General features: G+C 72.1%; 19 protein-coding genes and 1 tRNA gene. 7 read left to right on the top strand and 13 right to left on the bottom strand.

Annotated features, from left to right (window positions below; genetic code table 11):
• Positions 1 to 279: 279 nt before the first annotated feature.
• On the top strand, positions 280 to 465 hold the full coding sequence (locus tag ABD366_RS41875) for a hypothetical protein (RefSeq protein WP_324770223.1): 186 nt from the start codon (positions 280 to 282) through the stop codon (positions 463 to 465).
• A 276-nt stretch (positions 466 to 741) separates the two neighbouring features.
• On the opposite strand, the gene ABD366_RS41870 is transcribed toward ABD366_RS41875, so the two are convergent.
• The 4 genes from ABD366_RS41870 to ABD366_RS41855 all read right to left on the bottom strand — a co-directional run bounded on the left by ABD366_RS41870 (position 742) and on the right by ABD366_RS41855 (position 4,670).
• A tRNA-Arg gene (locus tag ABD366_RS41870) sits at positions 742 to 814 on the bottom strand.
• Between the two features lie 187 nt (positions 815 to 1,001).
• Positions 1,002 to 2,390, bottom strand: coding sequence for a type VII secretion-associated serine protease mycosin (mycP, locus tag ABD366_RS41865; protein WP_324770222.1), 1,389 nt, complete (start codon positions 2,388 to 2,390; stop codon positions 1,002 to 1,004).
• 8 nt (positions 2,391 to 2,398) lie between these two features.
• A complete protein-coding gene (locus ABD366_RS41860; protein WP_324770221.1) occupies positions 2,399 to 4,126 on the bottom strand; it encodes a hypothetical protein in 1,728 nt (575 codons plus the stop codon).
• A 76-nt stretch (positions 4,127 to 4,202) separates the two neighbouring features.
• Positions 4,203 to 4,670, bottom strand: a complete 468-nt coding sequence (locus ABD366_RS41855) for a hypothetical protein (RefSeq protein WP_324770220.1) — start codon at positions 4,668 to 4,670, stop codon at positions 4,203 to 4,205.
• A gap of 382 nt (positions 4,671 to 5,052) precedes the next feature.
• Between ABD366_RS41855 and ABD366_RS41850 the strand changes: the two genes are divergently transcribed.
• Positions 5,053 to 8,127 carry an AfsR/SARP family transcriptional regulator gene (locus ABD366_RS41850; RefSeq protein ID WP_344443553.1) on the top strand — a complete coding sequence of 1,025 codons (3,075 nt, stop codon included), beginning with the start codon at positions 5,053 to 5,055 and terminating at the stop codon, positions 8,125 to 8,127.
• Between the two features lie 30 nt (positions 8,128 to 8,157).
• Here the strand turns inward: ABD366_RS41850 and ABD366_RS41845 are convergent, their stop codons facing one another.
• Complete coding sequence (locus tag ABD366_RS41845) at positions 8,158 to 8,490, bottom strand: hypothetical protein (RefSeq protein WP_324771469.1); 333 nt, start codon at positions 8,488 to 8,490, stop codon at positions 8,158 to 8,160.
• A 169-nt stretch (positions 8,491 to 8,659) separates the two neighbouring features.
• Between ABD366_RS41845 and ABD366_RS41840 the strand changes: the two genes are divergently transcribed.
• Positions 8,660 to 9,652 (top strand): helix-turn-helix transcriptional regulator, encoded by a 993-nt coding sequence (locus ABD366_RS41840; RefSeq protein WP_324771468.1) that lies wholly within the window; start codon positions 8,660 to 8,662, stop codon positions 9,650 to 9,652.
• A gap of 65 nt (positions 9,653 to 9,717) precedes the next feature.
• On the opposite strand, the gene ABD366_RS41835 is transcribed toward ABD366_RS41840, so the two are convergent.
• Positions 9,718 to 10,383, bottom strand: a complete 666-nt coding sequence (locus ABD366_RS41835; RefSeq protein WP_324771467.1) for a response regulator transcription factor — start codon at positions 10,381 to 10,383, stop codon at positions 9,718 to 9,720.
• Positions 10,384 to 10,419: 36 nt separating this feature from the next.
• Complete coding sequence (locus ABD366_RS41830) at positions 10,420 to 11,691, bottom strand: sensor histidine kinase (protein ID WP_324771466.1); 1,272 nt, start codon at positions 11,689 to 11,691, stop codon at positions 10,420 to 10,422.
• A 173-nt stretch (positions 11,692 to 11,864) separates the two neighbouring features.
• On the opposite strand from ABD366_RS41830, the gene ABD366_RS41825 reads away from it, so the two are divergent.
• Positions 11,865 to 12,515: a DedA family protein gene (locus ABD366_RS41825; protein ID WP_324771465.1), complete on the top strand. Its 651-nt coding sequence runs from the start codon at positions 11,865 to 11,867 to the stop codon at positions 12,513 to 12,515.
• Between the two features lie 13 nt (positions 12,516 to 12,528).
• Here ABD366_RS41825 and ABD366_RS41820 read toward each other — a convergent pair whose 3' ends face one another.
• Complete coding sequence (locus ABD366_RS41820; RefSeq protein WP_324771464.1) at positions 12,529 to 13,305, bottom strand: thioesterase II family protein; 777 nt, start codon at positions 13,303 to 13,305, stop codon at positions 12,529 to 12,531.
• 311 nt (positions 13,306 to 13,616) lie between these two features.
• Between ABD366_RS41820 and ABD366_RS41815 the strand changes: the two genes are divergently transcribed.
• The 3 genes from ABD366_RS41815 (at position 13,617) to ABD366_RS41805 (ending at position 17,602) form a co-directional block, all read left to right on the top strand.
• Entirely contained in the window at positions 13,617 to 14,375 is a 759-nt protein-coding gene (locus tag ABD366_RS41815; RefSeq protein WP_324771463.1) for an ABC transporter ATP-binding protein, read from the top strand.
• Positions 14,369 to 16,873, top strand: coding sequence for an ABC transporter permease (locus ABD366_RS41810; protein WP_324771462.1), 2,505 nt, complete (start codon positions 14,369 to 14,371; stop codon positions 16,871 to 16,873). The genes ABD366_RS41815 and ABD366_RS41810 overlap by 7 nt, the downstream gene beginning before the upstream one ends.
• A 123-nt stretch (positions 16,874 to 16,996) precedes the next feature.
• Complete coding sequence (locus ABD366_RS41805; RefSeq protein WP_324771461.1) at positions 16,997 to 17,602, top strand: class I SAM-dependent methyltransferase; 606 nt, start codon at positions 16,997 to 16,999, stop codon at positions 17,600 to 17,602.
• 72 nt (positions 17,603 to 17,674) lie between these two features.
• Here ABD366_RS41805 and ABD366_RS41800 read toward each other — a convergent pair whose 3' ends face one another.
• The 5 genes from ABD366_RS41800 to ABD366_RS41780 form a co-directional block, all read right to left on the bottom strand.
• Positions 17,675 to 18,595 carry a TauD/TfdA family dioxygenase gene (locus ABD366_RS41800; protein ID WP_411293781.1) on the bottom strand — a complete coding sequence of 307 codons (921 nt, stop codon included), beginning with the start codon at positions 18,593 to 18,595 and terminating at the stop codon, positions 17,675 to 17,677.
• 74 nt (positions 18,596 to 18,669) lie between these two features.
• Positions 18,670 to 19,452, bottom strand: a complete 783-nt coding sequence (locus tag ABD366_RS41795; protein ID WP_324771460.1) for a 4'-phosphopantetheinyl transferase family protein — start codon at positions 19,450 to 19,452, stop codon at positions 18,670 to 18,672.
• A gap of 6 nt (positions 19,453 to 19,458) precedes the next feature.
• Positions 19,459 to 20,400: a TauD/TfdA family dioxygenase gene (locus tag ABD366_RS41790; RefSeq protein ID WP_324771459.1), complete on the bottom strand. Its 942-nt coding sequence runs from the start codon at positions 20,398 to 20,400 to the stop codon at positions 19,459 to 19,461.
• Positions 20,397 to 21,710, bottom strand: a complete 1,314-nt coding sequence (locus tag ABD366_RS41785) for an MFS transporter (protein ID WP_324771458.1) — start codon at positions 21,708 to 21,710, stop codon at positions 20,397 to 20,399. Before ABD366_RS41785 ends, ABD366_RS41790 begins: the two co-directional genes overlap by 4 nt.
• Positions 21,707 to 22,663 carry an ornithine carbamoyltransferase gene (locus tag ABD366_RS41780; protein ID WP_411293780.1) on the bottom strand — a complete coding sequence of 319 codons (957 nt, stop codon included), beginning with the start codon at positions 22,661 to 22,663 and terminating at the stop codon, positions 21,707 to 21,709. Before ABD366_RS41780 ends, ABD366_RS41785 begins: the two co-directional genes overlap by 4 nt.
• Between the last annotated feature and the right edge of the window lie 3 nt (positions 22,664 to 22,666).

The following is a 22,666-nucleotide window of genomic DNA, read 5'->3' as shown; positions in this document are numbered from 1 at the left end:
TACCGCAGGGATCACCGCCCGTCACCCACTACGACAACACCCCGACAAGGTCAGTAGACACTCACCTGGCCGCCTGCCGGATCGGCCAACCACTCATCGAGCATTCGAGGATCACTGGCACCATGCGTGCCTACGCCCGACTGCTCGACTGGACCGAGGGCAGTATCGAGCGGGTCCTGGACGGCGGCGACCCGATCGTGCACGTTGGCGCCGGGAATCCAGCGGACGTCGAGGCGGCGGGGGAGGGAGCAGGGAGCGTCTCCGGCCCAGCGCGAGAGCATGACGCAGCCCTGCCGCTCCGGATCCGCCAGGAAACTCGGCGACGACGGCGAGCTGCTCGATACAGCCGTGATCACACTGCCCGGCGGCGGCCGCGCCCTGGTCATCGTCAAGGCCGGCGAGGGCGCGACACCCGAGCAAATTGGGGAAGACCTGAAGGCATGGCGCGAGACGGAGACCAGCTGAAGGACTTGTCTGTTCCGATCGATGACTAGCTGGTCAGCATCGCGACTGTGGCCCGCCCCGAGAAGGGGCGGGCCACAGTCGTCTGTGCGCGGAACCGCTCGCTGACCTGCGCGTCCCCGAAGATCATTTAGGAGCGGTTTAGGAGTGGGGCCTCAGTACTACTGGCGTAGGGCGGGTGTATTGCCGACGTAGCGCCAGCGTTCAACGGGGCCAAAAAAAGAGGCCCCGGAACCGCCTGACCTGCGGTTTCCGGGGCATTCACCCTGATCGACAACGTGCCCCCGGCAGGATTCGAACCTGCGACACCCGCTTTAGGAGAGCGGTGCTCTATCCCCTGAGCTACGAAGGCGGGGCCCTGCGTGGAACGTGGCTGGATAGTCGGAGTGACGACTCAGCCAGTTCTTGCAAGGTCCGGGACCGCCACGGATGGCGGTTCCAGACAGGGTAGCGGATCGGGGTGGGGCGGTGGAGCGGGGCCACTGGGGGACCCGTCGCCTCTGGGTGAGGGCCCTTGCGTTCGCCTGGTCCCGGTCAGGTCACTGGCTGCCCGTTTGGTTGGTGTTCTGGTGTGGGGGCCAGGGGGAGCCGTGGCCCCCGCCCGGCTGCTGGCCCGGCTGCTGGCCGGGTTGCGGTGGTTGTGCCCATCCGTGCTGCGGCGGTGGTGCCCATCCGTGCTGCGGCGCCGTCGGCACCGGCGCGGTCGGTGTCGCGGGGCGGCGGCGGTTGCGTGCGGCGAGTGCGCCGCCGGTTGCTCCGGCCAGTACGAGAACGCCGAGGCCCGCCAAGATCCAGGGCAGGGTGTTCGAGGTGTTGTCGGAGGCTGAGGTGGGGGCGGGCGAAGTGTCCGTTGACGGGTCGGTGGCCGCGCCGGTGTCTCCCGGTGCTGCCGCCGAGCCTCCGGCCTTGTAGTCCGGCAGCGGGTACTCGTTGGCCGGGCCCGGGCTGCCGGGGGCGGTGAGGGCGATCCGGGGGCGGACTGCGCCGTAGCCGATCTCGTCCGTGCGCTTCTTGCCGCTGACCGGGCCGCTCGCGGTGTTCAGCAGGACGCGCAGGACCTGGTTGTTCGTCCAGTCCGGGTGCTTCGACCAGATCAGTGCCGCCGACGCGGACGCGAGTGCGGTGGCGTCGCTGGTGCCGTGCGAGTCACACACTTCACTGCCGCCCTTGCAGGCGGCGACCATGTCTGCGCCGGGCGCGACCAGGTCGACCTGCGGACCGCGCTGGGATTCGCCGGTCACCTTGAGGTTCTCGCCGATCGCGCCGACGCCGACCACGCCCGGGGTCGCGGCCGGGTACTCCGCTCGGTTGGTTCCCGAACCGGTATTGCCCACGGCCGCGAAGACCAGCTTGTTCTTCGACAGCGCGTAAGCAACCGCGTCATCCAGCTTCTTCGAGTGCTCCTCGCCGCCCAGAGAGATGTTGATGACCTGAGCGTCCGAGTCCGCCGCGTAACGGATGGCCTTGGAGATGTACGTCGGGTAGTCGTCCGGGTTGCCGTCCTTGCGACTCTCTTCGATGAAATCCGGTACCCGGACCGGCAGAATCTTCGCTCCAGGTGCCAGGCCGTAGGAGCCTTCCTCGCTTCCCTTGGCGCCGGTGGCCGCGATCAGGGCCGCCATGCGGGTGCCGTGGCCGGCATAGTCCGATTGCGCGTCCCCGGGGTGCTGTGAGTAGTCCTTGCCCGGCAGTACCTGACCCCGCAGGTCCGCAAGGTCGGGATCGACGCCTGAGTCGAGCACCGCCACCGTGACGCCCTTGCCGGTACTGGTCTTCCACATCTGCTCGGCGTGCATGGCATCCAGGTACCACTGCTCGGCCCGGACGGTCTCGGCGCTCGCTGGCGTCACGGTGACCCCTGCGAGCACGACGCCGGCCACGGCCGACGCCAGCCGAAGCCCGCGGATCTGCTTGGTACGGGAACCCATGATCATCCCTAGTTGTCACGGCGGGTCGTCGGCGGCAGCCCCGGCAGGCGCAGCTCAGGCATCTCTTGCGCAGGCTGTTCCACTTCTGTGTCCTCGCGCTCCGGCCTCTCGTCACGCGGGCGCTCCTCCGGGGCGCGCCGGGCATCATCCTTACGTGCCGTCGGTGAGGCGCCACGGGCGGGTTCGCCGCCGCGCCGCGCCTGGGCGGCGGTGCGGCTCTCCGCTCCACGTACGTCGCCTGCCGTCCGGGGCGTGGCCGACACACCACGTCGTGTCTTCGAGGGCTGTGGCTGCCCACCGACAACACCGTCCGAGTGGGCGGGCATCCGCGCACCGGACACGCTGCTCCCCCGCCCCGCACCGGACGCGACGCCTCGCCCGGGGGACGCTCCTGTGCGAACCCCCTCGATGGCACCGCCTCGGGCAGTTCCGGGTGTTTGTCGGGATGGGGTACCGCCTTGGGATGGGGGGCCACCGACCACCGTGCCTCGTGGAACCGCGCCCGTCGGACGGCCTGTCTGCGGTGGGGTCGGACGGCCACCGGCAATCCCGTCCGACGCCCGGCCCTGGCCCGCGCCACCTGGCCCTCGTACCGGTGACGCGGTGCCGCCCGGTGTCGCTGGCCCCATCCCCGGAACCTCACGCCCCGGCGGAACCACGCGCGACGCTCCGGGGGGACCGGGAGTGCCAGGGGCCGTCGGCGTACCCATCGGTCCACGGGGGCCGTAGGCGGCGGGGACACGGCCGCCGCTCACTGCACGCAGCGGAGCACCGTATCGTCCCGTGCCGCCGAGCGCCGGCGTAGGCGTTCCGGAGATGCCTGAGGTGCCACCTGGCAACGCAGACGGTGGCGACGCGGGAGGTGAGATGGTCGGAGCGGTGGGGGACGGGAGTGAGCCGGCCCTGTCGAGAGCGATGTTCGGTCCACCTACGGGCAGGTCTGGAACCGTTCTCGGCTGCGGGGCAGCTGCGGCAGGGTGGTGGCCTCCTGCTGCGAGTGAGGCACCACGCGCCGCTTCACCAACCACTGCGGCACCCGCTGCGGCAACGCCTACTCCGCCGATCGCAGCCGCGGCCACCGTATTCGATGAATCGTCGGCGGGCTGGCTGGGGCGGTGGGTGAGATCGTCGCGCTGCCGGGGCACGAACTTGGTCGGCAAGTCGGGAAACTCCGGCGCCTTGAGTGCCTCGATCTGATCCGTCGACGCCGCATACGACTGCGCCAGCTTCGTCATCAACTGGGAGGCCTCGGCGCGGTCGTTGTCGTACTGCGACTTCGCCGTTTTCACGGAGGATGCCGACGGGCCGCCGTCATGGTTGCCGACGTCCGTCGACACCGCGGCGTGTGCGTCGAGGATCGAGCGGGCCGCGGCGCTGGAGTTCTTCAGTGTCTCCAGTTGCGGTTTGACCTCGTGCAGCGTGTCCGCCGCGTGGCCGAGCCACTTCCCGGCGCTCTCGCTGTAGTCACCCAGCCTCAACGTCGCCCGCGCGGCGTGATCGATCCATTTGTGGAAGGCGTCGGCGCCCTCGCCCTCCCACTCGACCGACGTGCTGTGGGTCTTCAGGTCGCCGCCGATCTCCTTGATCGTCTTCGCCGCCGATGTCAGCAGCGCACCCAGATCCGCCGCCGTGCCGCCGTCCGCCGGCTCGACCATCGTCCACAGCTCTTCCGGGCTGTGCACCGCGAACCGGTACGACTTGGCCATGCCCCACACCTGGGAACCCAGGTCGCTCATGCCCCGTGCCCTTTCTCGACCGTGCCGGACCCCGCGCCCCGCGCAGCCGCGGTGCCACCGAGTGAGTGGGGCGGCATCACAGGCCACCCGCTTCGCTGTCCGTCGCCTTCGGTGCGGGCTCGCCGCTCGCAGGGGCGTCCGGGCTCCCGTGCGGGGTGCCGTGCGGCGACTTCGCACCTCGGGGTGCCAGTGCGTCGGCCTCGGTGCGGATGCGGTTGAGGCGGGCGCGTACGTCGTCGTCGAGGTTGTCGTAACCCGTCTTGGACGCGTCGACCGTCACGACCAGGCCCTCGATCTGCAGGGCCAGCATCTTGGACAGGTTCTCCAACTGGTGGTGCACGCGCGTGTAGGCGGAGTGCAACGCGTCCGCTTCGTCGAACGCGCCCAACCTGCCGCCCGGCATCGCTCCGTTCGCGATCGACTTCGGCGCTGCCTTCGAGTTCTCCAAGTCGCTTAGCAGCGCGTCGACCCGGCGCTTGAAGGTCGTAAGCGTCTCGCCCTCGACCAGCATGGCCTTCGCGGCCGTGGTGGCGCCGACAGCCATGTTCTGTCCCTCCCCGTAGGGTCCTCCCCGTAGGGTCGGCGTCCGAAGCGACACCGATCGCCCATGCGTCACACACGCAACAAGGCAACAGTATCCGGAGGTTGGTGCCTCCGCGCGTGCCTCCGTGCCTGCTCCACGCGTGCCGCCGTTCGTGCCTCCGCACGCACCTCCGCACGCACCTCCGTACGTGCCTCCGTTCGTGTCTCCCGTTCGTGCTGGGAAACTTGAAGCAGGTCCGGATCGTTAGCCGTGAAACGCTGTTGACTTCGACTTCCTTTTCGGGATCATTACAGGAGCGATCCTTCCAATTCCCCAATGCGAGAGCCGTGGGGGGCAACGGGGCGAGAGGGTGTCGCACGGTTGACGGGGGAGCGAATTCGCTGTGCGCGAGAGGGTGTCGTTCAAGCTGCTCGGGCCGCTCGAAGCAGCCGTCGCCGATCAGCCGATCCGGATCAGCAGCGCACGTCAACGGTCGGTTCTGGCCACCTTGCTGCTCTCCTGCGACCGGGTCGTCTCCGTCGACAGCCTCACCGAGGCGGTGTGGCAGGGGGACCCGCCGGCCACCGCGCGCAACCAGATCGCCATCTGTATTACCTCTCTGCGCAAAATCTTCCGCGAGGCATCCGTTTCAGCGGAAATGATCGAAACAAGCCACCCTGGCTACATACTTCACTCCGCGCACTGCTATATCGACCTGAAGGACCTGAACCAGTCAGTGGCGAAAGCCCGAATGGTGGCCGCTCACGACGAACAGGCGGGCGAGGCAGCCGAGTTGTTCGAGCATGCGCTCGGCCTGTGGCGGGGCCCCGCACTGGAGGGTCTCTCCGGAGCGCACATCGACGACGTCTCCGGGCAGCTGGCCGAGTTCCGGCTCGATGTGTGCGAGGAGTACGCGGCCCTGCAACTGGGGCTCGGCCACCACCACAAGGTCAGTCCGCAACTGGTGGCGCTGGTCAAGGAGAACCCGCTGCGCGAGCAGGCCCGGGCGCATCTGATGCAGGCCCACCACATGGCCGGCCGGCGTGCCGAGGCGCTCCAGGTCTACCGCGAAGGCCGCCGGGCCCTCGTCGACGAGCTCGGCATCGAACCCGGGCCCGTGCTCCAGGAGATGCACCGCCGGGTCCTCCAGGACCCCGAGGAGTCCGGACCGCTTCCCGAGCCGACCCGCCCCGTCGGCAAGGCCCAGGCCCCGGCCCCCGACCCGGCCCCCCTCCCGCCCGCGCCCCAGCCGGAGCCCGCCCCCGGCGCCCCCGGCGCCCCCGGCGCTCCCGCGCAACTGCCGCTCGCGCTGTCCACGTTCACCGGGCGCGAGCCGGAGATCGAGGCGCTGGACGCGCTGCTGAGCGGGGACGCGGATGGGCCGGCGCCGGCCGTGGCCGTCGTCGCGGGGGTGAGCGGCATCGGCAAGAGCGCCCTGATCGTGCACTGGGCGAACCGGATCGCCGACCGCTTTCCCGACGGACAGCTCTTCATCGACGTACAGGGCTATCACCTGTCCAACCGGCCGCTGTCGTCCCTGTCCGTGCTCGACCAGGCGCTGCGCGGGCTCGGCGTGTCCAGCGCGCAGATACCGGCCGGGCTCCAGGAGCGTTCCGCGCTGTACCGCTCGCTGCTGAACCATCGCAAGCTGCTCGTCATCCTGGACGATGTGCGCTCGTTCCAGCAGGTCCAGCCGCTGCTGCCGGGGCGCGGCCAGTGCCTGGTGCTGATCACCAGCCGGGATCCGCTGGACGAGCTGGTCAGTGACTACGGGGCGGTCCAGATCCAGCTGAACGTGATGACGGCGGACGAGGCCGACCGGATGCTCGCCACCGTGATCGGGCAGGACCGGGTCGCCGCCGAGCCCGCGGCCGCGGCGCGCCTCGCGGAGCTGTGCGGGCATCTGCCGCTGGCCCTGCGCATCGCCGCGGGCCGGCTCACCCCGCGGCCCTACCGGTCGCTTCAGCGGCTCGCCGCACGGCTCGAGGACGGGGCCGGGCGGCTCGACGTGCTCAGCCCGTCCGACGGCGGCGTGCGGGCCGGATTCTGGCTCAGCTACCGGGAGTTGACGCCCGAGGCGGCCACGCTGTTCCGGCGCCTCGCGCTGCTCCCGGTGGAGGGGTTCGCCGCGTGGGCGGGCGCCGCGGTGCTCGACGTGGATCTGATGAAGGCCGAGGACCTGCTCGAACAGCTCGTGGACGCACAGCTGTTGGAGCTGTGCATGACGCCGACCGGGCCGGCCCGGTTCCGCTTCCATGAACTGCTGCGCCTGTTCGCCTGGGAGCGCGCGGCGGACGAGGACTCCGCCGAGGAGCGCGCGGACACCCTGGAGCGCGCGTACGGCACCCTGCTCACGCTCGCCGGCTGCGCACACCGGCTGCTCTACGGGATCGGACACCTGCCCAGCCATTCGGCCCGGCTCGCCCATGAGCTGCCGGCGGACGCGGTGGCGGAGCTGCTCGACGATCCGCTGGAGTGGTTCGAGTCGGAGCGCGGCACCATCCTCGCCATGGTGGGTGCCGCCGCGCGACAGGGCGATGCGGCCCACGCCTGGGAACTGACCGCGCGCGCCATGCCGTTGTTCGAGATGCGCAACTACCAGGAGGACTGGCAGCAGGCCGCGCAGAGCGCTCTGGAGAGCGCCCGGCTCGCGGACGACACCCTCGGTGTCACCGTCATGCTGCGTTCGCTCGGCTCGCTCGCCATCTACCAGCGTCGTTACCAGGACGCCGACGGCCTGCTGACCTCGGCGATGGAGCTGCTCGACGGGGCCGACGACCCGCACGAGCGCGCCGTGGTGCTGCGCAATCTCGCCCTGTGCGCCCGCTTCCGCGGTGATCTGGACGGCGCCGCCGAGCACTGCCGGGCCGCGCTCACCCGTTTCCGGGAGACCGACGACCCGGTCAGCGCCGCGCACGCCCTCGGCCTGCTGGCGCAGATCGAGCTGGAGCGCGGTGACAACGACACCGGGATCGCGCTGACCCGGCAGGCCATCACCGCCAGCGCGGAGACCGGGTCGGTGCGCGGCCGGGCCCAGAACATCTACCGGCTGGCCGAGGCGTATCTGCGTATCGGCGATCTGCGCGAGGTGATCGGGACCTGCCAGGAGGTCATCGAGCTCACCCGCGCCCAGGGCGACCGGCTCGGCGAGGCGTACGCGCTGCGCGCGCTGGGCGAGGCCCACTGGCGCCAGGAGCGGTACGACGTCGCGGAGTCGACCCTGGGCGAGGCGTTCACGGCCGCCGAGGACGTCGGGGACCGGTTCCTTCAGGCCCGGATCGAGACCGACCGGGCCTGCTCCGAAGCGCTACGGGGCGATGCCGCGGCGGTGGAGCGGCTGCGGCGGGCCCATCAGGCCTTCACCGTGCTGGCGGCCTCCGCGTGGCAGGAGCGCACCGCGCGGCTCGTCGAGATCGTCGGTGGCGCCGCCGCCGAGGGCCGGCCGGTGCCGCTCGAGCACCTCCTGGCCACCCGGTGACCCGCTGACACCGGTCTGAAAGACAGGCTCTTACTTGGTCCAGGGCAGGTCTTCGTCGCCCTGGCCGTCGTCCTGGCCGTCGTCCTGGTCCTCGTCGCCGAGGGCGTCGGCGAGCGTTCCGCTCACCAGAGAGGTCAGCCCCGTCACGGCGCTGTCGGTGCCCGGGCTGGTCCAGGGCAGGTCGTCGTCGCCCAGGGCGTCGTCGAGCGTCCCGGTCACCAGGGAGGTCACGTCCGTCACGGCGGTGTCGGGGACCGCGCCGGTCCAGGGCAGGTCGTCCGCGCCGGCCGTACCGCTCATCAGTGCGATGTTGACCGCGACCGCTCCGAGCACCGACACGACGAAACCTGTCTTCTTCCGCATGGTCCGAAATCCCCCTCCGTCGCTGAACTGTTCAGCTGCGACAGACCGTACCGCAGCGAATTGTCGCCGCTATTTCTCCTCGATTTTTCTCGTTCTCGGCCGGAGAAAATGAGCCGACATGACCGAGGGCTAGGGTCGGCCCGGAAGTCGTCAGAGGAGGGGGACAAGCGTGCTCGAGGAGATTGGCGTCGGGGTAGATGCGGAACACGCCTACCGCGCTCTGCTGAGGCAGCCGGGCGCGAGCGCGCAGGACATGGCCGAGCAGCTCGGATGGCCGCTCGACCGGGCCGCCGGCGCCCTCGGTGAACTCGCCGGGCTGGCGCTCGTGCAGTCGTCGCAGGAACACCGCGGAGGCGCCCGGGCGGTCGATCCGGAACTCGGCCTCAGATCGCTCGTCCAGTCCCAGGAGCGGGAATTACTCAAACTCCAGCTGTCTCTCTCCAAGAGTAAATCGGCGGCCGAAAAACTCATCTCCGAATACCGGCTCGGAGCCCGTACCGGAGAAATCGAATCGGTGCAGCTCGCCGAGGGGCCCGACGCGATCCAGGCGTGCGTCGAAAAGGTGAGCCAGGAGTGCCGGGAGGAGGCCGAGGCGCTGCTGCCCGGCGGTGCGCAGCCCGCCGACCGGCTGCACGTGGCGAGGCCGCTCGACCGGATGCTGCTCGAGCGGTCCGTGCAGGTGCGGTGCGTCTACGCGCACAGCATCCGCAACGACCGGCCGACCACCGAGTACGCGCAGTGGCTGAGCGAGCAGGGCGGGCAGGTCAGGACCGCGCCGCAGCTGCCGCTCAGGATGCTGATCTGGGACCGGAGCAAGGCCCTGGTGCCGCTCGACCCGGACCAGCCCGACCGGGGTGCGCTGCTGCTCTCCAGCCCGGGGCCGGTGGCCGCGCTGCGCGCCCTGTTCGAGCAGGTGTGGCGGCAGGCCTCCCGGTTCGGCCAGGAGCGACCGCCGGGCGGGGCGCGGGAGCTGAGCGACGAGGAGAGCGCGGTGCTCGGCCTCATGGCGGGCGGCCTCACCGACGAGGTCATCGCCCGCAAGCTCGGGGTCTCGGTGCGCACGAGCCGGCGGATCACCGCCGAGCTGATGACCAAGCTGGGCGCCCGCAGCCGCTTCCAGCTCGGGGCCCTCGCGGCGCAGCGCGGCCTGCTGACGGTCTAGAGGCGACAGAGAAACCCTCGGGCAGAGAAGCCCTCAGGCAGAGGAGTCCTCAGGCAGAAGAGTTCTCAGGCGGTGTCCGTGCCGGGGCGGCCGCGCAGATAGGTGAGGACCGCGAGGACCCGGCGGTTGGTCGTGTCGTCGAGGGAGAGGTCGAGCTTGGTGAGGATGGAGCCGAAGTGCTTGCTGACGGTTCCCTCGCTGACCACCATGGCCGCGGCGATCGACGCGTTGGACTTGCCCTCCGCCATCAGCGCGAGCACCTCCTGTTCCCGTGCGGTGAGCCGGGCCAGCGGATCGCGGCGGTGCCTGATCAGCTGGCGCACCACCTCGGGGTCGACGACGGTGCCGCCCTCGGCGACCCGGTGCACCCCGTCGATGAACTCCTCGACGTGACCGATGCGTTCCTTCAGGAGATAGCCGACGCCGGTGCCGTCCGAGGAGTCGAGCAGGTCCTCGGCGTAGGAGCGCTGGACGTACTGGCTGAGGACCAGGATCGGCAGTCCCGGCCGGCGGCGGCGCAGGGCGATGGCGGCGCGCAGGCCCTCGTCGGAGAAGCCGGGCGGCATCCGTACGTCGGTCACCACGATGTCGGGGTCGTGCGCGGGAACGGCCTCGGTGAGTTCGTCCGCGGTGCCCACGGCGGCGACCACCTGGTGGCCGAAGCGCTCCATGAGGCCGACGAGTCCTTCGCGGAGCAGAACACTGTCCTCGGCCAGCACGATGCGCAGCATGCTTCCTCAATCAAACGGTGTGATCAGGTGGTGTGATCAGGCGGTTGAGCAGGGGACTTGCAGGCGGAACACGGTGGGGCCGCCGGGCGGACTGGACACTAGCAGGCGGCCGTCGAGGACCGAGACGCGATCGGAGACGCCCTGGAGGCCCGTGCCGCGCCCGGTGTCCGCGCCTCCGTGGCCGTCGTCCTCGACCTCCACGACCAGCCGGTTCTTGTCGAGGTGGCCGCGGACCGTGGCCCGGTTCGCGCCGCTGTGCTTGGCGACGTTGGCGAGGGCCTCGCTGACCGCGAAGTACACGGCCGTCTCGATCGCCTCCGGGGGCCGGGCCGGCAGGTCGATGTCCACGTCGACGGGGATCGCGGAGCGGTCCGCGAGGTCCTCGACGGCCGCCACCAGGCCCCGGTCGGTCAGGACTTGGGGGTGGATGCCGCGGATCAGCTCCCGGATCTCGACAAGGGCGGTGGCCGCCTCGTCCTGCGCCTTGGCTAGCAGCGAACCCAGCGGGCCCTGGGGCGCGTCGAGCCGGGCCAGGCCCAGCGTCATGGACAGCGCGACGAGCCGCTGCTGCGCACCGTCGTGCAGATCGCGCTCGATACGGCGCCGTTCCGCCTCGAAGGCGTCCACGAGACGGAGCCGGGAGCGGCCCAACTCCTTGATACGGGTGTTCAGTTCGCCGGTCGGCGAGGCCAGCAGGAAGCGGGTGAGGGCGGCCCGGCCCGCGGCGATCGCGCCGAGCGGATAGGCGAGGACGGGCAGCAGCAGCAGTCCGGCGAGGGCCGCCCCGAGGGCCCCGGGCCAGCTGGTCACGATCCACATCTTCAGGACCCGCGCCTCCTCGCCGTCGACCGCCATCAGTACCGGCGTCGCGAGCAGCCCGCCGCACACGAGGAGGGCGGAGCCGACGACGAGCGCTTCGAGGGGCCACAGCAGGAATCCAAAGAGGACCGCGTAGCCCAGCTCGCGCCAGGTGGCGCGCTCCTGGAGCCGGGTGCGCAGCCAGGCGCTGAGACCGGTGCGGTCGGGCTCGCGGTGCGGATCGGCGAGGGGCTCGCTGTCGATCAGACGCAGCCGGCGGCGCTCGACGGAGGCCAGCGGCACCCCGGTGAGGACGAGGACCAGCAGCAGCGGCAGGCCCACGACCACGACGGTGAGCACGCCGCCCGCGACGGCGAGCAGCACCAGGGTGACCAGGGTGGCCAGGCCGAGGGCGACGCTGCTGAGCAGGTAGAGCGCCGCGCGCCAGGGCCAGCCGCCCAGTACGTAGCGGCGCTGGTGGAGCCGGGTCCAGATCGTCGGGGAATGCATGCGGCGCACGCTATGAGACCTTTCCGGCCCGGACCACCCAGCTAGGTCCACCATCGGGATGGGCGCGGGCTACCGGCGGAGACTGAGCCCAGCTGCGATGTGCGGGGCGGCCTGCGCGCGGTCTGCTGTACGGGTCCCGATCGACGGGGCGACGGTACGGCTGGGGGACCGAAATGGCTTGGATCCAGGGACAGTTGGCGGCTGTGCCCGCGTGGCTGACGCTGCTGATCGTCTTCCTGCTTCCCATGGCGGAGCCCGCGCTCCCGCTGCTCGGCATGCTGCTTCCTTCGCAGACCGCCCTGATGGCGAGCGGTGTGCTCGCGCACCACGGCGCTCTGCCCGTTCCGGCCGCGATCGCGATGGCGGTGCTCGGTGCGCTCGCGGGCAATGTGCTCGGTCATCTGGTGGGGCGCCGGTGGGGCCCGCGGCTCGCCGCGAACCTGCCGGAGCGGGTGACCGGCTCGCGCGGTTACCGTGCGGCGCTGCACACCGTCGGCGCGTACAGCGCACGGGCCGTGCTGCTCGGCCGGTTCAACGTGGCGCTGCGCACGCTGGTGCCCGTGATGTGCGGGGCCGCCGGGGTGCCCTGGGCCCGCTTTCTCGGCCTGTCGCTGCTCGGCAGCCTGCTGTGGGCGCCCAGTTGTGTGGCGGTCGGGCTGATCGCGGGCGGCTCCTGGCAGAAGTGGGGCGGCTCGGGAATGCTGGCCGCCGCGGGCGTCGTGCTGCTGCTGACCAGTTCCCTGCCGATGCTGTTCTCGTACCGCAGCAGCAGGAGGGCGCAGGCCCAGACCCAGGAGGGCGCCGCGCTCACCACCGCTGGTTGAGATGCGTCAGGACTCACCACCGCTGGTTGAGATACGTCAGGAGGTCAGCCTCGTTCGGTACGAGGTAGAAGTGGTCGCCGGGGAAGACCTGGTGCTCGTAACCGGAGGTGGTCAGAGCCTGCCAGGACAGCAGGTCGGTCAGGGAGCAGCCCGGGTCGTCCGCGCCGCCGACCGCGGTGAGCGGCGCGCGTAGCGGGGCCGGGCCGGTGGGCCGGTAGGACTCGATGAGGCGGAAGTCGCCGCGCAGCGAGGGCAGCAGGAGCGGGCGCAGGTCGGGGTCGTCGTAGACGGCGGAGCCCAGGTCTCCCAGGCCCCGGGCGGAGGCGATCAGGCTCTCGTCGTCGAGGAGGTGGAGGGTGCCGCCGCGTTCGGTGTGGGGGGCGCCGCGCCCGGAGACGACGATGCGTGCGGGCACGATGCCGTGCCGTTCGTCGAGGCGGCGCGCCACCTCGTAGGCGACGGCGGAGCCGAGGCTGTGCCCGAACAGGGCGAGCGGGGCGGCGAGTTCGGGCCCGAGGACGTCTTCGAGGGCGTCCGTGATGCGGTCCGCGAGCTCCTCCATGGACTCGGCGCAGGGTTCGGCGAGCCGCTCCTGGCGGCCGGGGTACTGGGTGGCGAGCAGTTCGACGCCGCGTGGCAGGCGGGCCGCCCAGCCGTGGAAGAGGGACGCCGTGCCGCCCGCGTGCGGGAAGCCCACGAGGCGCAGCCGGACGTCCCCGCCCCGGGCCGGGTAGCGCCGGAACCAGCGACTCCTGACCCCGGCCCGCGCCAAGCCCCCGGTCTGCGCCAAGCCCCCGGTCTGTGCCAAGCCCCCGGTCTGCGCCAAGCCCCCTGCTTCTGCGATGCCCATGCGGATCCACCCTCACCCTGTCGTGGCACGGCCCTTGGTGGGCCCCGGCCTTGTCATGATCCGTCGCTGCCGGGTCCGCGGGCGGGGACGGCGGCGGCAGGACGTTGCCGGTGCAGGTTCCTGCCGCCCTGGGACCTGCCCTTTTCCTACCTGGTGCAGCCATCGTGCACAGGAGGGTGGAGCTACCTCCACCCCCAAGACTCCGTCCCGCTGCGATGTAACCGTCGGGCGGGCCCGATTGAGTGGACACCATGAATCAAGCAGCCGTCCGGCTCCGCTCCGTGACCCGGTCCTACGGGACAGGCGAGAACGCGGTCACCGCCCTCGACCAGGTCAGCCTCGACATCCCGCGCGGTACCTTCACCGCCGTCATGGGCCCGTCGGGCTCCGGCAAGTCGACCCTGTTGCAGTGCACGGCGGGGCTCGACCGGCCGACCGCGGGCCATGTCTTCCTCGGGGAGACCGATCTGACCCGGCTGAGCGAGAAGAAGCTGACGCTGCTGCGCCGGCAGCGCATCGGTTTCGTCTTCCAGGCGTTCAACCTGCTGCCCGCGCTGACCGCCGAGCAGAACGTCGGCCTTCCGCTGCGGCTCGCGGGCCGCAGGCCCAAGCGGGCCGAGGTCCTGGAGGTCCTGGAGAAGGTCGGCCTGCGGGAGCGCGCCGGGCACCGGCCCAGCGAGATGTCGGGCGGCCAGCAGCAGCGCGTGGCGCTCGCCCGCGCCCTGGTCACCAAGCCGGAGGTGCTGTTCGGCGACGAGCCGACCGGCGCCCTGGACTCCACCACGAGCCGTGAGGTGCTGACGCTGCTGCGGGCGATGGTCGACCGCGGCCAGACGGTGATCATGGTGACGCACGACCCGGTCGCCGCCTCCTACGCGGACCAGGTGCTCTTCCTCGCCGACGGCACCGTCCAGGGCGAACTGCACGCGCCGACGGCGGAGCAGGTCGCCCACCGGATGACCGCCCTGAGCGCCGTCCCCTCGAAGGCCGCGGCGGTGGCGTCGTGCTGAGTCTCGCGCTGCGCGGCATGCGCACCCGCTGGGTCACCTTCGTCGGCTCGTTCGTCGCGCTGGCGCTCGGGGTGGCCCTCATCGCCACGACGGGGCTCGCGCTCGCGGCGACGTTCGACGCGCCGGAGCGGGGCACCGAACGGTTCGCCGAGGCCCGGGTCGTGGTGCAGGGCACCGACGAACTGAAGGCCGACACCCCGATCGGGGTGCGTACGTCGGCCCTGACCGACCCGCGTGCGGTGCCGCAGGAGCTGGCGGACCGGCTGAAGAAGGTGGGAGCCACCGCCGAGGACCGTACGTTCCCGGTCGCGGTGCGGGGCGCGGACCGGCGCCTCGGCACGGACGCGGACGCGCTCGTGGGCCACTCGTGGGCGGTCGCCGCCGCCACGCCGTACCGCCTGTCCACCGGACGCGCCCCCACTGCGCCCGGCGAGGTCGTCGTCACGACCGGACCCGGCGCGCAGGTGCGCACCGGCGACCGGATCGAGGTGGCCGCGCCCGAGGGAACCGGTACCCGCACCGTGGTCGGTACGGTGCCGGCGGCCGGGTTCGAGTCGGCGGTGTTCTTCACCGCGGCCGAGGCCGCGCGCCTCGCGCCCCGCATCGACCGCCTGACGGTGGACGCCGACCCGGCCGCGGTCCGTGCCGCCGTCGGCACCGGCTCGGGCATGGCCGTGCTCTCCGGCGACGACCGGCGGCGCGCCGATCCCGACCCGGACCGCGACAAGGAGGCCCTGGTCTCCGTGAACGCCCTGCTCGGCACCGCGGCCGGCATCACCGCGTTCGTCTCCGTGTTCGTGGTCGCCTCGACGTTCACCTTCGCGGTGGCGCAGCGCAGGCGGGAGTTCGGACTCCTGCGGATGGCGGGCGCGACCCCCGGCCAGGTACGGCGCATGGTCTACGCGGAGGCCCTGGTGATCGGGGTGCTCGCGTCGGGTGCGGGGTGCTGGCTGGGCCGGTGGGCCGCGCCGCGGCTCGCCTCGTGGATGTCGGGGCAGGGCATCGCCCCGGCCTGGTTCCGGATCGGTGAGCAGACCTGGCCGCTCCACGTCGCCTTCTGGACCGGCCTGACGGTGGCCCTGTGCGGCGTCGTCGTGGCGTCCTTCCGGGCGGGCCGGACCGGCCCGACGGCGGCGCTGCGCGAGTCCGCCGTCGACAGCGGCGCGATGCCGTGGAGCCGCCGCCTCGTGGCCGGGGCCGTGCTACTCACCGGCCTCGGCCTGCTGGTCATGGCGCTGGTGGACAACCCCGGCGACGTGCTGAAGCGCAAGACGTACATCACCCAGCCGATGCTGCTCATCGTGGCGTTCGCGCTGTTCGCGCCGGTCCTGGTGCGGCCGCTGGCCCGCCTGCTGACCTGGCTGCCCGCCCGGCTGCCGGGCGCCGTGGGCATGCTGGCGCGGGAGAACGCGGCGGCCGGGGTGCGCCGGACGGCGGCCGTGGCCGCGCCGGTCATCATCACCGTGGCGCTCGCCTGCTCCCTGATGGGCACGACCGCCACCATCAACGAGGCCAAGGCCGCCGAGGCCCGCACCCAGACGCGGGCCGACTACGTGGCCTCGGCGGGTGCCGCGGGCCGGGAGCTGCCCGCCGGGTTCGTCCACGCGGCCCGCTCCGTCCCCGGCGTCACGGTCAGCACGTCCCGCTCGACCGGGGTGACGGTCCTGGAGGAGGGCACCGCCCTGGTCCGCTCCGAGGCCCGCGCGGTCGCCAGCGCCGCCGACCTGGCCGAGGTGTCCCATCTCCCGGTCGTGGCGGGCAAGTTGACCGACCTCGACGACGACAGCATCGTCGTCAACGAGGAGTGGCTGACCACCCGGGTCGGGCAGCGGGTACCCGTCTGGCTCGGCGACGGCCGCAAGGCGGACCTCAGGATCACCGCGGTCCTCGCGGTCGGCACCGGCAACAACGGCGTCTACCTCAGCGAGCGCAACGCCGCCGGCGCGGGCGTCGACCGCGTCGACATCAAGGTCGCCGCCGGCGCGGACCGGGCCGCCGTCGACCGGCGGCTGCACGCGGCGGGCGAGGCGAGCGGCGTCGAGGTGCTCGGCGCCGGACAGTGGATCGAGACGCACTACCCGCGCTCCAGCGAGTCCACCCGGCTCGGCCTGCTCATGATCCTGGCCATCGCCCTCGTCTACACCGGCATCGCGCTCGCCAACACGCTGGTCATGGCCACCACCGACCGGGTCCGCGACCTCGCCGCGCTGCGTCTGACGGGCGCGACCAAGTCCCAGGTGCTGCGCCTGGTCGCCGTCGAGTCGGTGATGGTCGTGGTGGTCGGCGCGGTGCTCGGCGCCGCCGTCTCCGCGGTGAACCTGCTCGGCGTGCGTACCGCCCTCGGCCTGCTCGACGTGCGGTCCTCGATCGTCGTGCCCTGGCCGACGGTGGGCGCGGTGATCGCCGCCAGCGCACTCCTGGCGGTCCTCGCGGCCACGCTGCCCGCGTCGTTCGCCCTGCGTACCCGGCCGGTGGAGCTGGCGGGCATGCGCGAGTAGAGCCGGCGGCGCCGTACCGACCGATCCCTACGAGCACGAGAGGCACAGACGTTGACGAGTGAGACCGGGGCACCCGGGTCGATGTTCGAAAAGTTCCTGCGCTGTCCCCGGCAGGTCGGTGCCATGGCTCCCGGTGCGCGCCGGCTGGCCACCGAGGTGGTCCTGCCCGTGCCCGAGTCCGGGGACCCGGTGGTCGTCGAACTCGGGGCGGGTGCGGGCGTGTTCACCGGCCTGATCCAGGAGCTCCTCGGCGGTCGCGGCCATCACCTGGCCGTGGAGGCCGACCCCCGGCTCGCCTCGTCGCTCGCCGCGCGCCATCCGCGGGCGCGGATCCTGAACGACGACGCTTCCGCGCTGCCGCAGCTGCTCGCCGAGTACGGCCTGGGCGCGGCGGACGTCGTCATCAGCGGGCTGCCCTGGGCCGGCCCGGACCGTGCGACGCAGCGCACCACGCTCGACTGCGTACGCCGGGTGCTCGCGCCGCAGGGCGCGTTCACGGCCTTCGGCTATGCGCACGCGACGCGCCTGACGTCCGCGCGGCGCTTCCGGCGCATGCTCGGCTCGTCCTTCGAAGAGGTGATACCGGGCCGCACGGTCTGGGGCAGCATGCCGCCGGCGTTCGTCTATCACGCCCGGCGTCCGCGCCCCCGCAAATCGGCCGAGACGATCGATCTGCTCGCCGCGCAGCTCGCCTCGCGCGCCGCGGCAGCCACCGACATGCGCTTCTGAAATCCCCCGCAGAGCGCATGAATCCGCCGCCGTACCTGTGGATCGGGTACGGCGGCGGAGCCATGTGCTGTGTCAGGCGTCGGACGGCTCGGCCATCGCCACGGCGATCTTGCGCGGGCCGGTGAAGGGCTCGCGGGCGTGCGCGGCCAGCATGTTGTCGACGACCAGGACGTCGTGCCGCTGCCAGTCGAAGCGGGTACTGGCGTCCCGGTAGCACTGGCGCAGATGCGCGACGACGTCGTCAGGGATCGGCGCCCCGTCCCCGTAGTAGGAGTTGGTGGGCAGGTCCTCGGGGGCGAAGATCTCCAGGAGGCCGTCGCGGACATCGGGGGCGACCGTGCTGACGTGGAAGAACGTGATGTGGTTGAACCACACGGTCTCGCCCGTCACCGGGTGCCGGTGCACCGCGTCGCGCACCGCCGTGGTGCGCAGCCCGCCCGCGGTCCACTCCACGCCGATGCCCTTGCTCGCGCAGTACGCCTCGACCCGGTCCTTGTCGTCGGTGTTGAACGCCTGCTGCCACGGCACCCCGAAGTCCTCGTGGAAGTTGCGCACCACACGCCAACGGCGCCGGGTGAACTCCTCCCGTACGTCGGGGTCGATGGCCGCGTGGACGGCACGGATGTCGGCGAGCGGGGTGGCGCCGAGGGTGTGGGCGGGCTCGATGCAGAAGAAGTACAGGGTCTGCGGCCAGACCGATTGGTACGAGTTCTCGTTGTGCAGGAAGATCTCCTCGTCCGCCGGATAGTCGGTCGAGGTGTACACCTGCCCCTTGATGGTGGAGCGCGGCGAGGAGCGTTCCGCGTACGTCAGCGGCGGGGTGCCCGACAGGGCGTGCACCGAGCCGTTGAAGCCGTCGACGCCGTCGACCGTGAAGCCGCGCAGCAGGACGGCGCCGCGTTCGGTGAGGGCCGCGCGCAGGGCGGGCCTGTGCCGCGCGATGTACGCGCCGATCTCGTCGGCCGGGTCCGGCGCGAGGAAGACCTTCGGCAGGTAGCCGGAGGGGTCGACTCCCGCTGCCCGCACGCTTGTTGGGGAAGATATCGCCTGGATGGTCATGGTGGTGGTCAGCTCCTGGGGGAGGCGAAGGGTTCGAGCAGGGAGTGGTCCGGTGTGGCGCCCTCGGCGCGCAGGACGACGGGGCCCGCGCTGCCGGCGGGCCGGGCGAGCGCCACGAACAGGCCGGAGTGGTTCGGTACGTCCTGGACGAGCCAGTCACCGCCGTCGCCGTCCGTGCCGCGGACGACGAGGGGCCCCGGGTCCTCGGGGTGGACCTCCATCGACTTGAGGTCCCCGGTGATGCCGACGCCGATCGCCTTCACGACTGCCTCCTTGCGGGTCCAGCACCGCAGGAAGGCGGCCTCGCGTGCACCGTCGTCCGGCAGGCTGTCCAGATGGGTGAGTTCGGACGGGGACAGGACGAGCGACGTGGCGCCGGCCGGGATGCCTGACCGGCCGTCCTCCACGTCGACGCCGACCTGTCCCGCGCAGGTGACCGCGAGGGCCCAGTGCGGGCCCGCGTGGGACAGGTTGAACTCCAGTGCGGTGTGCGGCGCCTCGACGACGGGCCTGCCGTGCCGGGGGTCGGCGCACCACGGGCACGGCGTCGTGCCGAACCGGATGCCCGCGGGCGCCACCCCCAGATACCGGGCGAGCACCCGGCGTACGGCGATGTGGGCGCCCGCGTAGCGCAGTCCGTCCGTCCGTGACCTGCGGTGCATCACCGTGCGTTCGGCCGCGGAGAGCAGCCGCAGGTCGGCGGCGGACGGCGGGGCGTGCGTGGCGCCCTGCCAGAGATGGACGCCACCGCTGCTCCTCAAGGCGCGGTCTTCGCGCTCAGCGGTACTCACCGGGCCTCAGTCGGACATCGCGACGAGCACGCGGCGGGACCCGGTGAAGGGCCGGCGGCCGTGCGAGACCAGCATGTTGTCGATGAGCATCAGATCGCCCGTGCGCCAGTCGCAGTCGACGGCGGCGTCCAGGCCCCGGTCGCGGATCTGGAGGACGTACGCGTCGGGGATGGGCGAGCCGTCGGCGAACGTGACGGACTGCGGGAGTTCGTCGGCCGGCATGATCTGGGCGAGGGCGGCGGCGGTGTCGTCGCCGAGGCCCGCCGGGTGCCACTGGTCGGACTGGTTGAACCAGACCTCCGCGCCGGTCACCGGGTGGACGGCGGTCGCGGGCCGGATCTGGCGCACCCGCAGCGAGCCGTCCGGCTTCCACTCCCACTGGGCGCCGGTCCGCCCGAGGAAGGCCTCCACCTCGGCGCGGTCGGTGGTCTCGAAGGTGTCCTGCCAGCTCTTGCCGAGGCCGAGGCCGTCGTGCAGGTTCTGCTGGTAGCGGACGCCGCCCTTGAACGCCTCGCGGACCTCGGGGTCCAGCGACTCGAACCACAGCGCGGAGTCCGTCACCGGGGTGGCGCCACCGGTCTCGGCGGCCTTCTGGCAGAAGAAGAGGAGGCGGGCCGGCCACGCGTGGGCGTACGACATCTCGTTGTGCATCGAGATGGTGAACTCCTGCGGGTACTCCGTGGACGTGTAGACGTTCTTGCCGACCTTGGTGCGCGGCGAGTTGCCGTGGACGTAGGCGAGCCGGTTGGGCAGCAGCTCGTCCATGACCGGTTCGAGCTCCTCCTGGGTGACGCCGAAGCCGCGGAAGATCAGCGCCTTCTCCTTGACGAGCTGGTCGTCGATGGTGGCGGTGTCGCCGATCACCTTGAGCAGCCCGGCGGCCGATGCCTCGACCCCGGCGCTCTGCGGGGTGATGACCAGCGGGGTCCAGCTGGGGGTCGCGTTCATGAGGTGCGTTCTCCTTCTGCTTCTTCTGCTTCTTCTACGGGTTCTTGCTGCTGTTCCTCGTCGGCGAGGAGCCGGGTCAGTGCGGAGGCGACGGCGACGAGCGCGAGGGCGCCCATCGCCGCGCCGAGCAGGACGGCGGTGCGGCCCGCTCCGAGGGAGTCGAGGAGCACGCCCCCGGCGAGCGCGCCGAGCGCGTTGGCGCCCGAACCGGTCAGCTGGAGCGCGCTGTTGACGCGCCCCTGGAGGGAGTCGGGGGTGGTGCGTACCTGGTGGACGCCGCCGGCGACGCTGACGGCGCCGCCCACCAGGCTCATGGCGGCCAGCAGTGCTCCGAGGAGCAGCGGCGACCGGGTCAGGGCGAGGGCGGGCACGAGCAGCGCCCACACCAGGAGCGCTCCGCGGACCAGGGCGACCAGGCCGAAACGGCGCATGCCCCAGCCGCCGCACAGGGCGCCGGTCGCGCCGCCCGCCCCGCTGATCGCCGCGATGACGCCGACCGTCGCGGGCGAGAGCCCGTCCTCGTACAGGACGAACGCGGGCAGCAGGGCCAGCGCCTGGAAGATGACGTTGCTGCCAGAGATCAGCAGCGTGATCCTGCGCAGGAAGCGGCGCCGCCACAGCCAGCGCAGCCCTTCGGCGATCTCGGGGCCGAGCCTGCGCCGGGCCGCCCTGGGCCGTGCGCCGAACGGCGTCCTGACGCACAGGACGGCGAGCAGCGACAGCAGATGGGCGACGCTCCCGAGCAGGAACGGAGACCAGCGTGCGGCGGCGAACGCGGCGCTGCCGAGCGGCTGCCCGAGCAGGCCCGCGGCCCGCCCCCGCGCCTCGTTCCCGGAGAGCGCGGCGGTGAGCTGCGCGGCGGGGACGACGTGCCGGACGCAGGCCCGTTCGGCGAGGCGGTAGCAGACCATCAGCGACCCCTCGGCGAACGAGGCCGCCGCCAGGTGCGCGAGATGGACCTCGCCGGCCGCGACCGCCGCGACCACGCTCGCCGTGGACAGGACGCAGCCCGCGCTGCACACGAGCATCGTGCGGCGTCTGTTCCACCGGTCGACGAGCGCGCCCGCGGGCAACTGCACCAGCAGCTGCGGGAGTTGGGCGGCGAATCCGGCCACCGCTCCCGCCGCCGCCGATCCGGTGGACCAGATCAGCAGCAGCGGGTAGGCGACGGAGGTGGCGCGGGAGCCGAGCAGGGTGAGCCCGGCGCCGCTCCACAGCATCAGATAGTCGCGGTTGCGGCGCAGCGGGACCGGATCCGGCCCCTTCGTCCGCGGGTCCGCGGGGGCCGTCCGGTCGTCGGTGACGCTCACTCTCCCGGTGCGGCAGGGCCGCCCGCTCGGCACCACTTCAGGACGGCCATCGCGCTGTGCATCTTGTTCTCGGCCTGCTCGAAGGCGATGCTGTGCGGCCCGTCGAGCACCTCGGCGGTGACCTCGTCGCCGCGGTGCGCGGGCAGGTCGTGCAGGAACACCGCCTTGGGGCTCGAATCCCACAGCGCCGCACCGACCTGGAACGGGGCGAAGACGTCCCGCCAGCGCGGGTCGGGCTTGCTGGTGCCCGTGGTCTGCCAGCGCGTGGTGTAGATCGCGTCGACGTCGGCGGGCAGGCCGGCCATGTCGTGGCGTTCGCGGACGCTCGCGCCGCTGCGGGCGGCGTGCGCCTCGGCCCGCGCGAGGTACGCCGGGTCGAGGCCGTAGCCGGGCGGGGTGCGCAGTTCCAGCTCGGCGCCGGGGAAGCGGCTCAGGGCGAGGGCGATCGCGGACGCCGTGTTGTTGCCCTCACCCACGTACAGGACGCGCAGCCCTTCCAGGCGGCCGAAGCGCGCGCTCAGGGTGGTGAGGTCGGTGAGGGCCTGCGTGGGGTGTTCGCCGGCGCTCATCGCGTTGACGACGGACATCCGCCGCTGGCTCGCCCAGGCCCGCATCTCCGCCTCGTCGCCCGCGGTGCGGGCCACGAGGACGTCGAGCATGCGGGAGAGCACGGCGCCGGTGTCCTCGCTGGTCTCCCCGGTGTTGAGCTGGAGATCGCCGGGCCCGTACGTGAGCAGCGAGGCGCCCAGGCGCAGGGCGCCGCTGGAGAACGCGGTACGGGTACGGGTGGACGTCTTGCTGAAGTAGATCCCCACGACCTCGTCCCGCAGGGGTTTCGGGCCGCCCTTGCGGTCGGCGGCGCGGAATTCGACGCCGTCCGCCACGAGGGTGCGCAGGTCGTCGTCGGTGAGGTCGTCGACGGAGATGAGGTGGCGTGTGCGGGGGTGGTGCACAGG

Source organism: Streptomyces kunmingensis, from assembly GCF_039533535.1.
Classification (GTDB): Bacteria; Actinomycetota; Actinomycetes; order Streptomycetales; family Streptomycetaceae; genus Streptomyces; species Streptomyces kunmingensis.
This window is presented reverse-complemented; position numbering and strand designations above follow the sequence as displayed.

Bases quoted from the DNA above. Each gene is read 5' to 3' on its own strand.
- ABD366_RS41815 (WP_324771463.1), top strand. From the start codon at position 13,617: ATGAATCAAGCAGCCGTCCGGCTCCGCTCCGTGACCCGGTCCTACGGG.
- ABD366_RS41845 (WP_324771469.1), bottom strand. From the start codon at position 8,490: ATGCGGAAGAAGACAGGTTTCGTCGTGTCGGTGCTCGGAGCGGTCGCG.
- ABD366_RS41860 (WP_324770221.1), bottom strand. From the start codon at position 4,126: ATGAGCGACCTGGGTTCCCAGGTGTGGGGCATGGCCAAGTCGTACCGG.
- ABD366_RS41825 (WP_324771465.1), top strand. From the start codon at position 11,865: ATGGCTTGGATCCAGGGACAGTTGGCGGCTGTGCCCGCGTGGCTGACG.
- mycP (WP_324770222.1), bottom strand. From the start codon at position 2,390: ATGGGTTCCCGTACCAAGCAGATCCGCGGGCTTCGGCTGGCGTCGGCC.
- ABD366_RS41835 (WP_324771467.1), bottom strand. From the start codon at position 10,383: ATGCTGCGCATCGTGCTGGCCGAGGACAGTGTTCTGCTCCGCGAAGGA.
- ABD366_RS41805 (WP_324771461.1), top strand. From the start codon at position 16,997: ATGGCTCCCGGTGCGCGCCGGCTGGCCACCGAGGTGGTCCTGCCCGTG.
- ABD366_RS41830 (WP_324771466.1), bottom strand. From the start codon at position 11,691: ATGCATTCCCCGACGATCTGGACCCGGCTCCACCAGCGCCGCTACGTA.
- ABD366_RS41790 (WP_324771459.1), bottom strand. From the start codon at position 20,400: ATGAACGCGACCCCCAGCTGGACCCCGCTGGTCATCACCCCGCAGAGC.
- ABD366_RS41875 (WP_324770223.1), top strand. From the start codon at position 280: ATGACGCAGCCCTGCCGCTCCGGATCCGCCAGGAAACTCGGCGACGAC.
- ABD366_RS41855 (WP_324770220.1), bottom strand. From the start codon at position 4,670: ATGGCTGTCGGCGCCACCACGGCCGCGAAGGCCATGCTGGTCGAGGGC.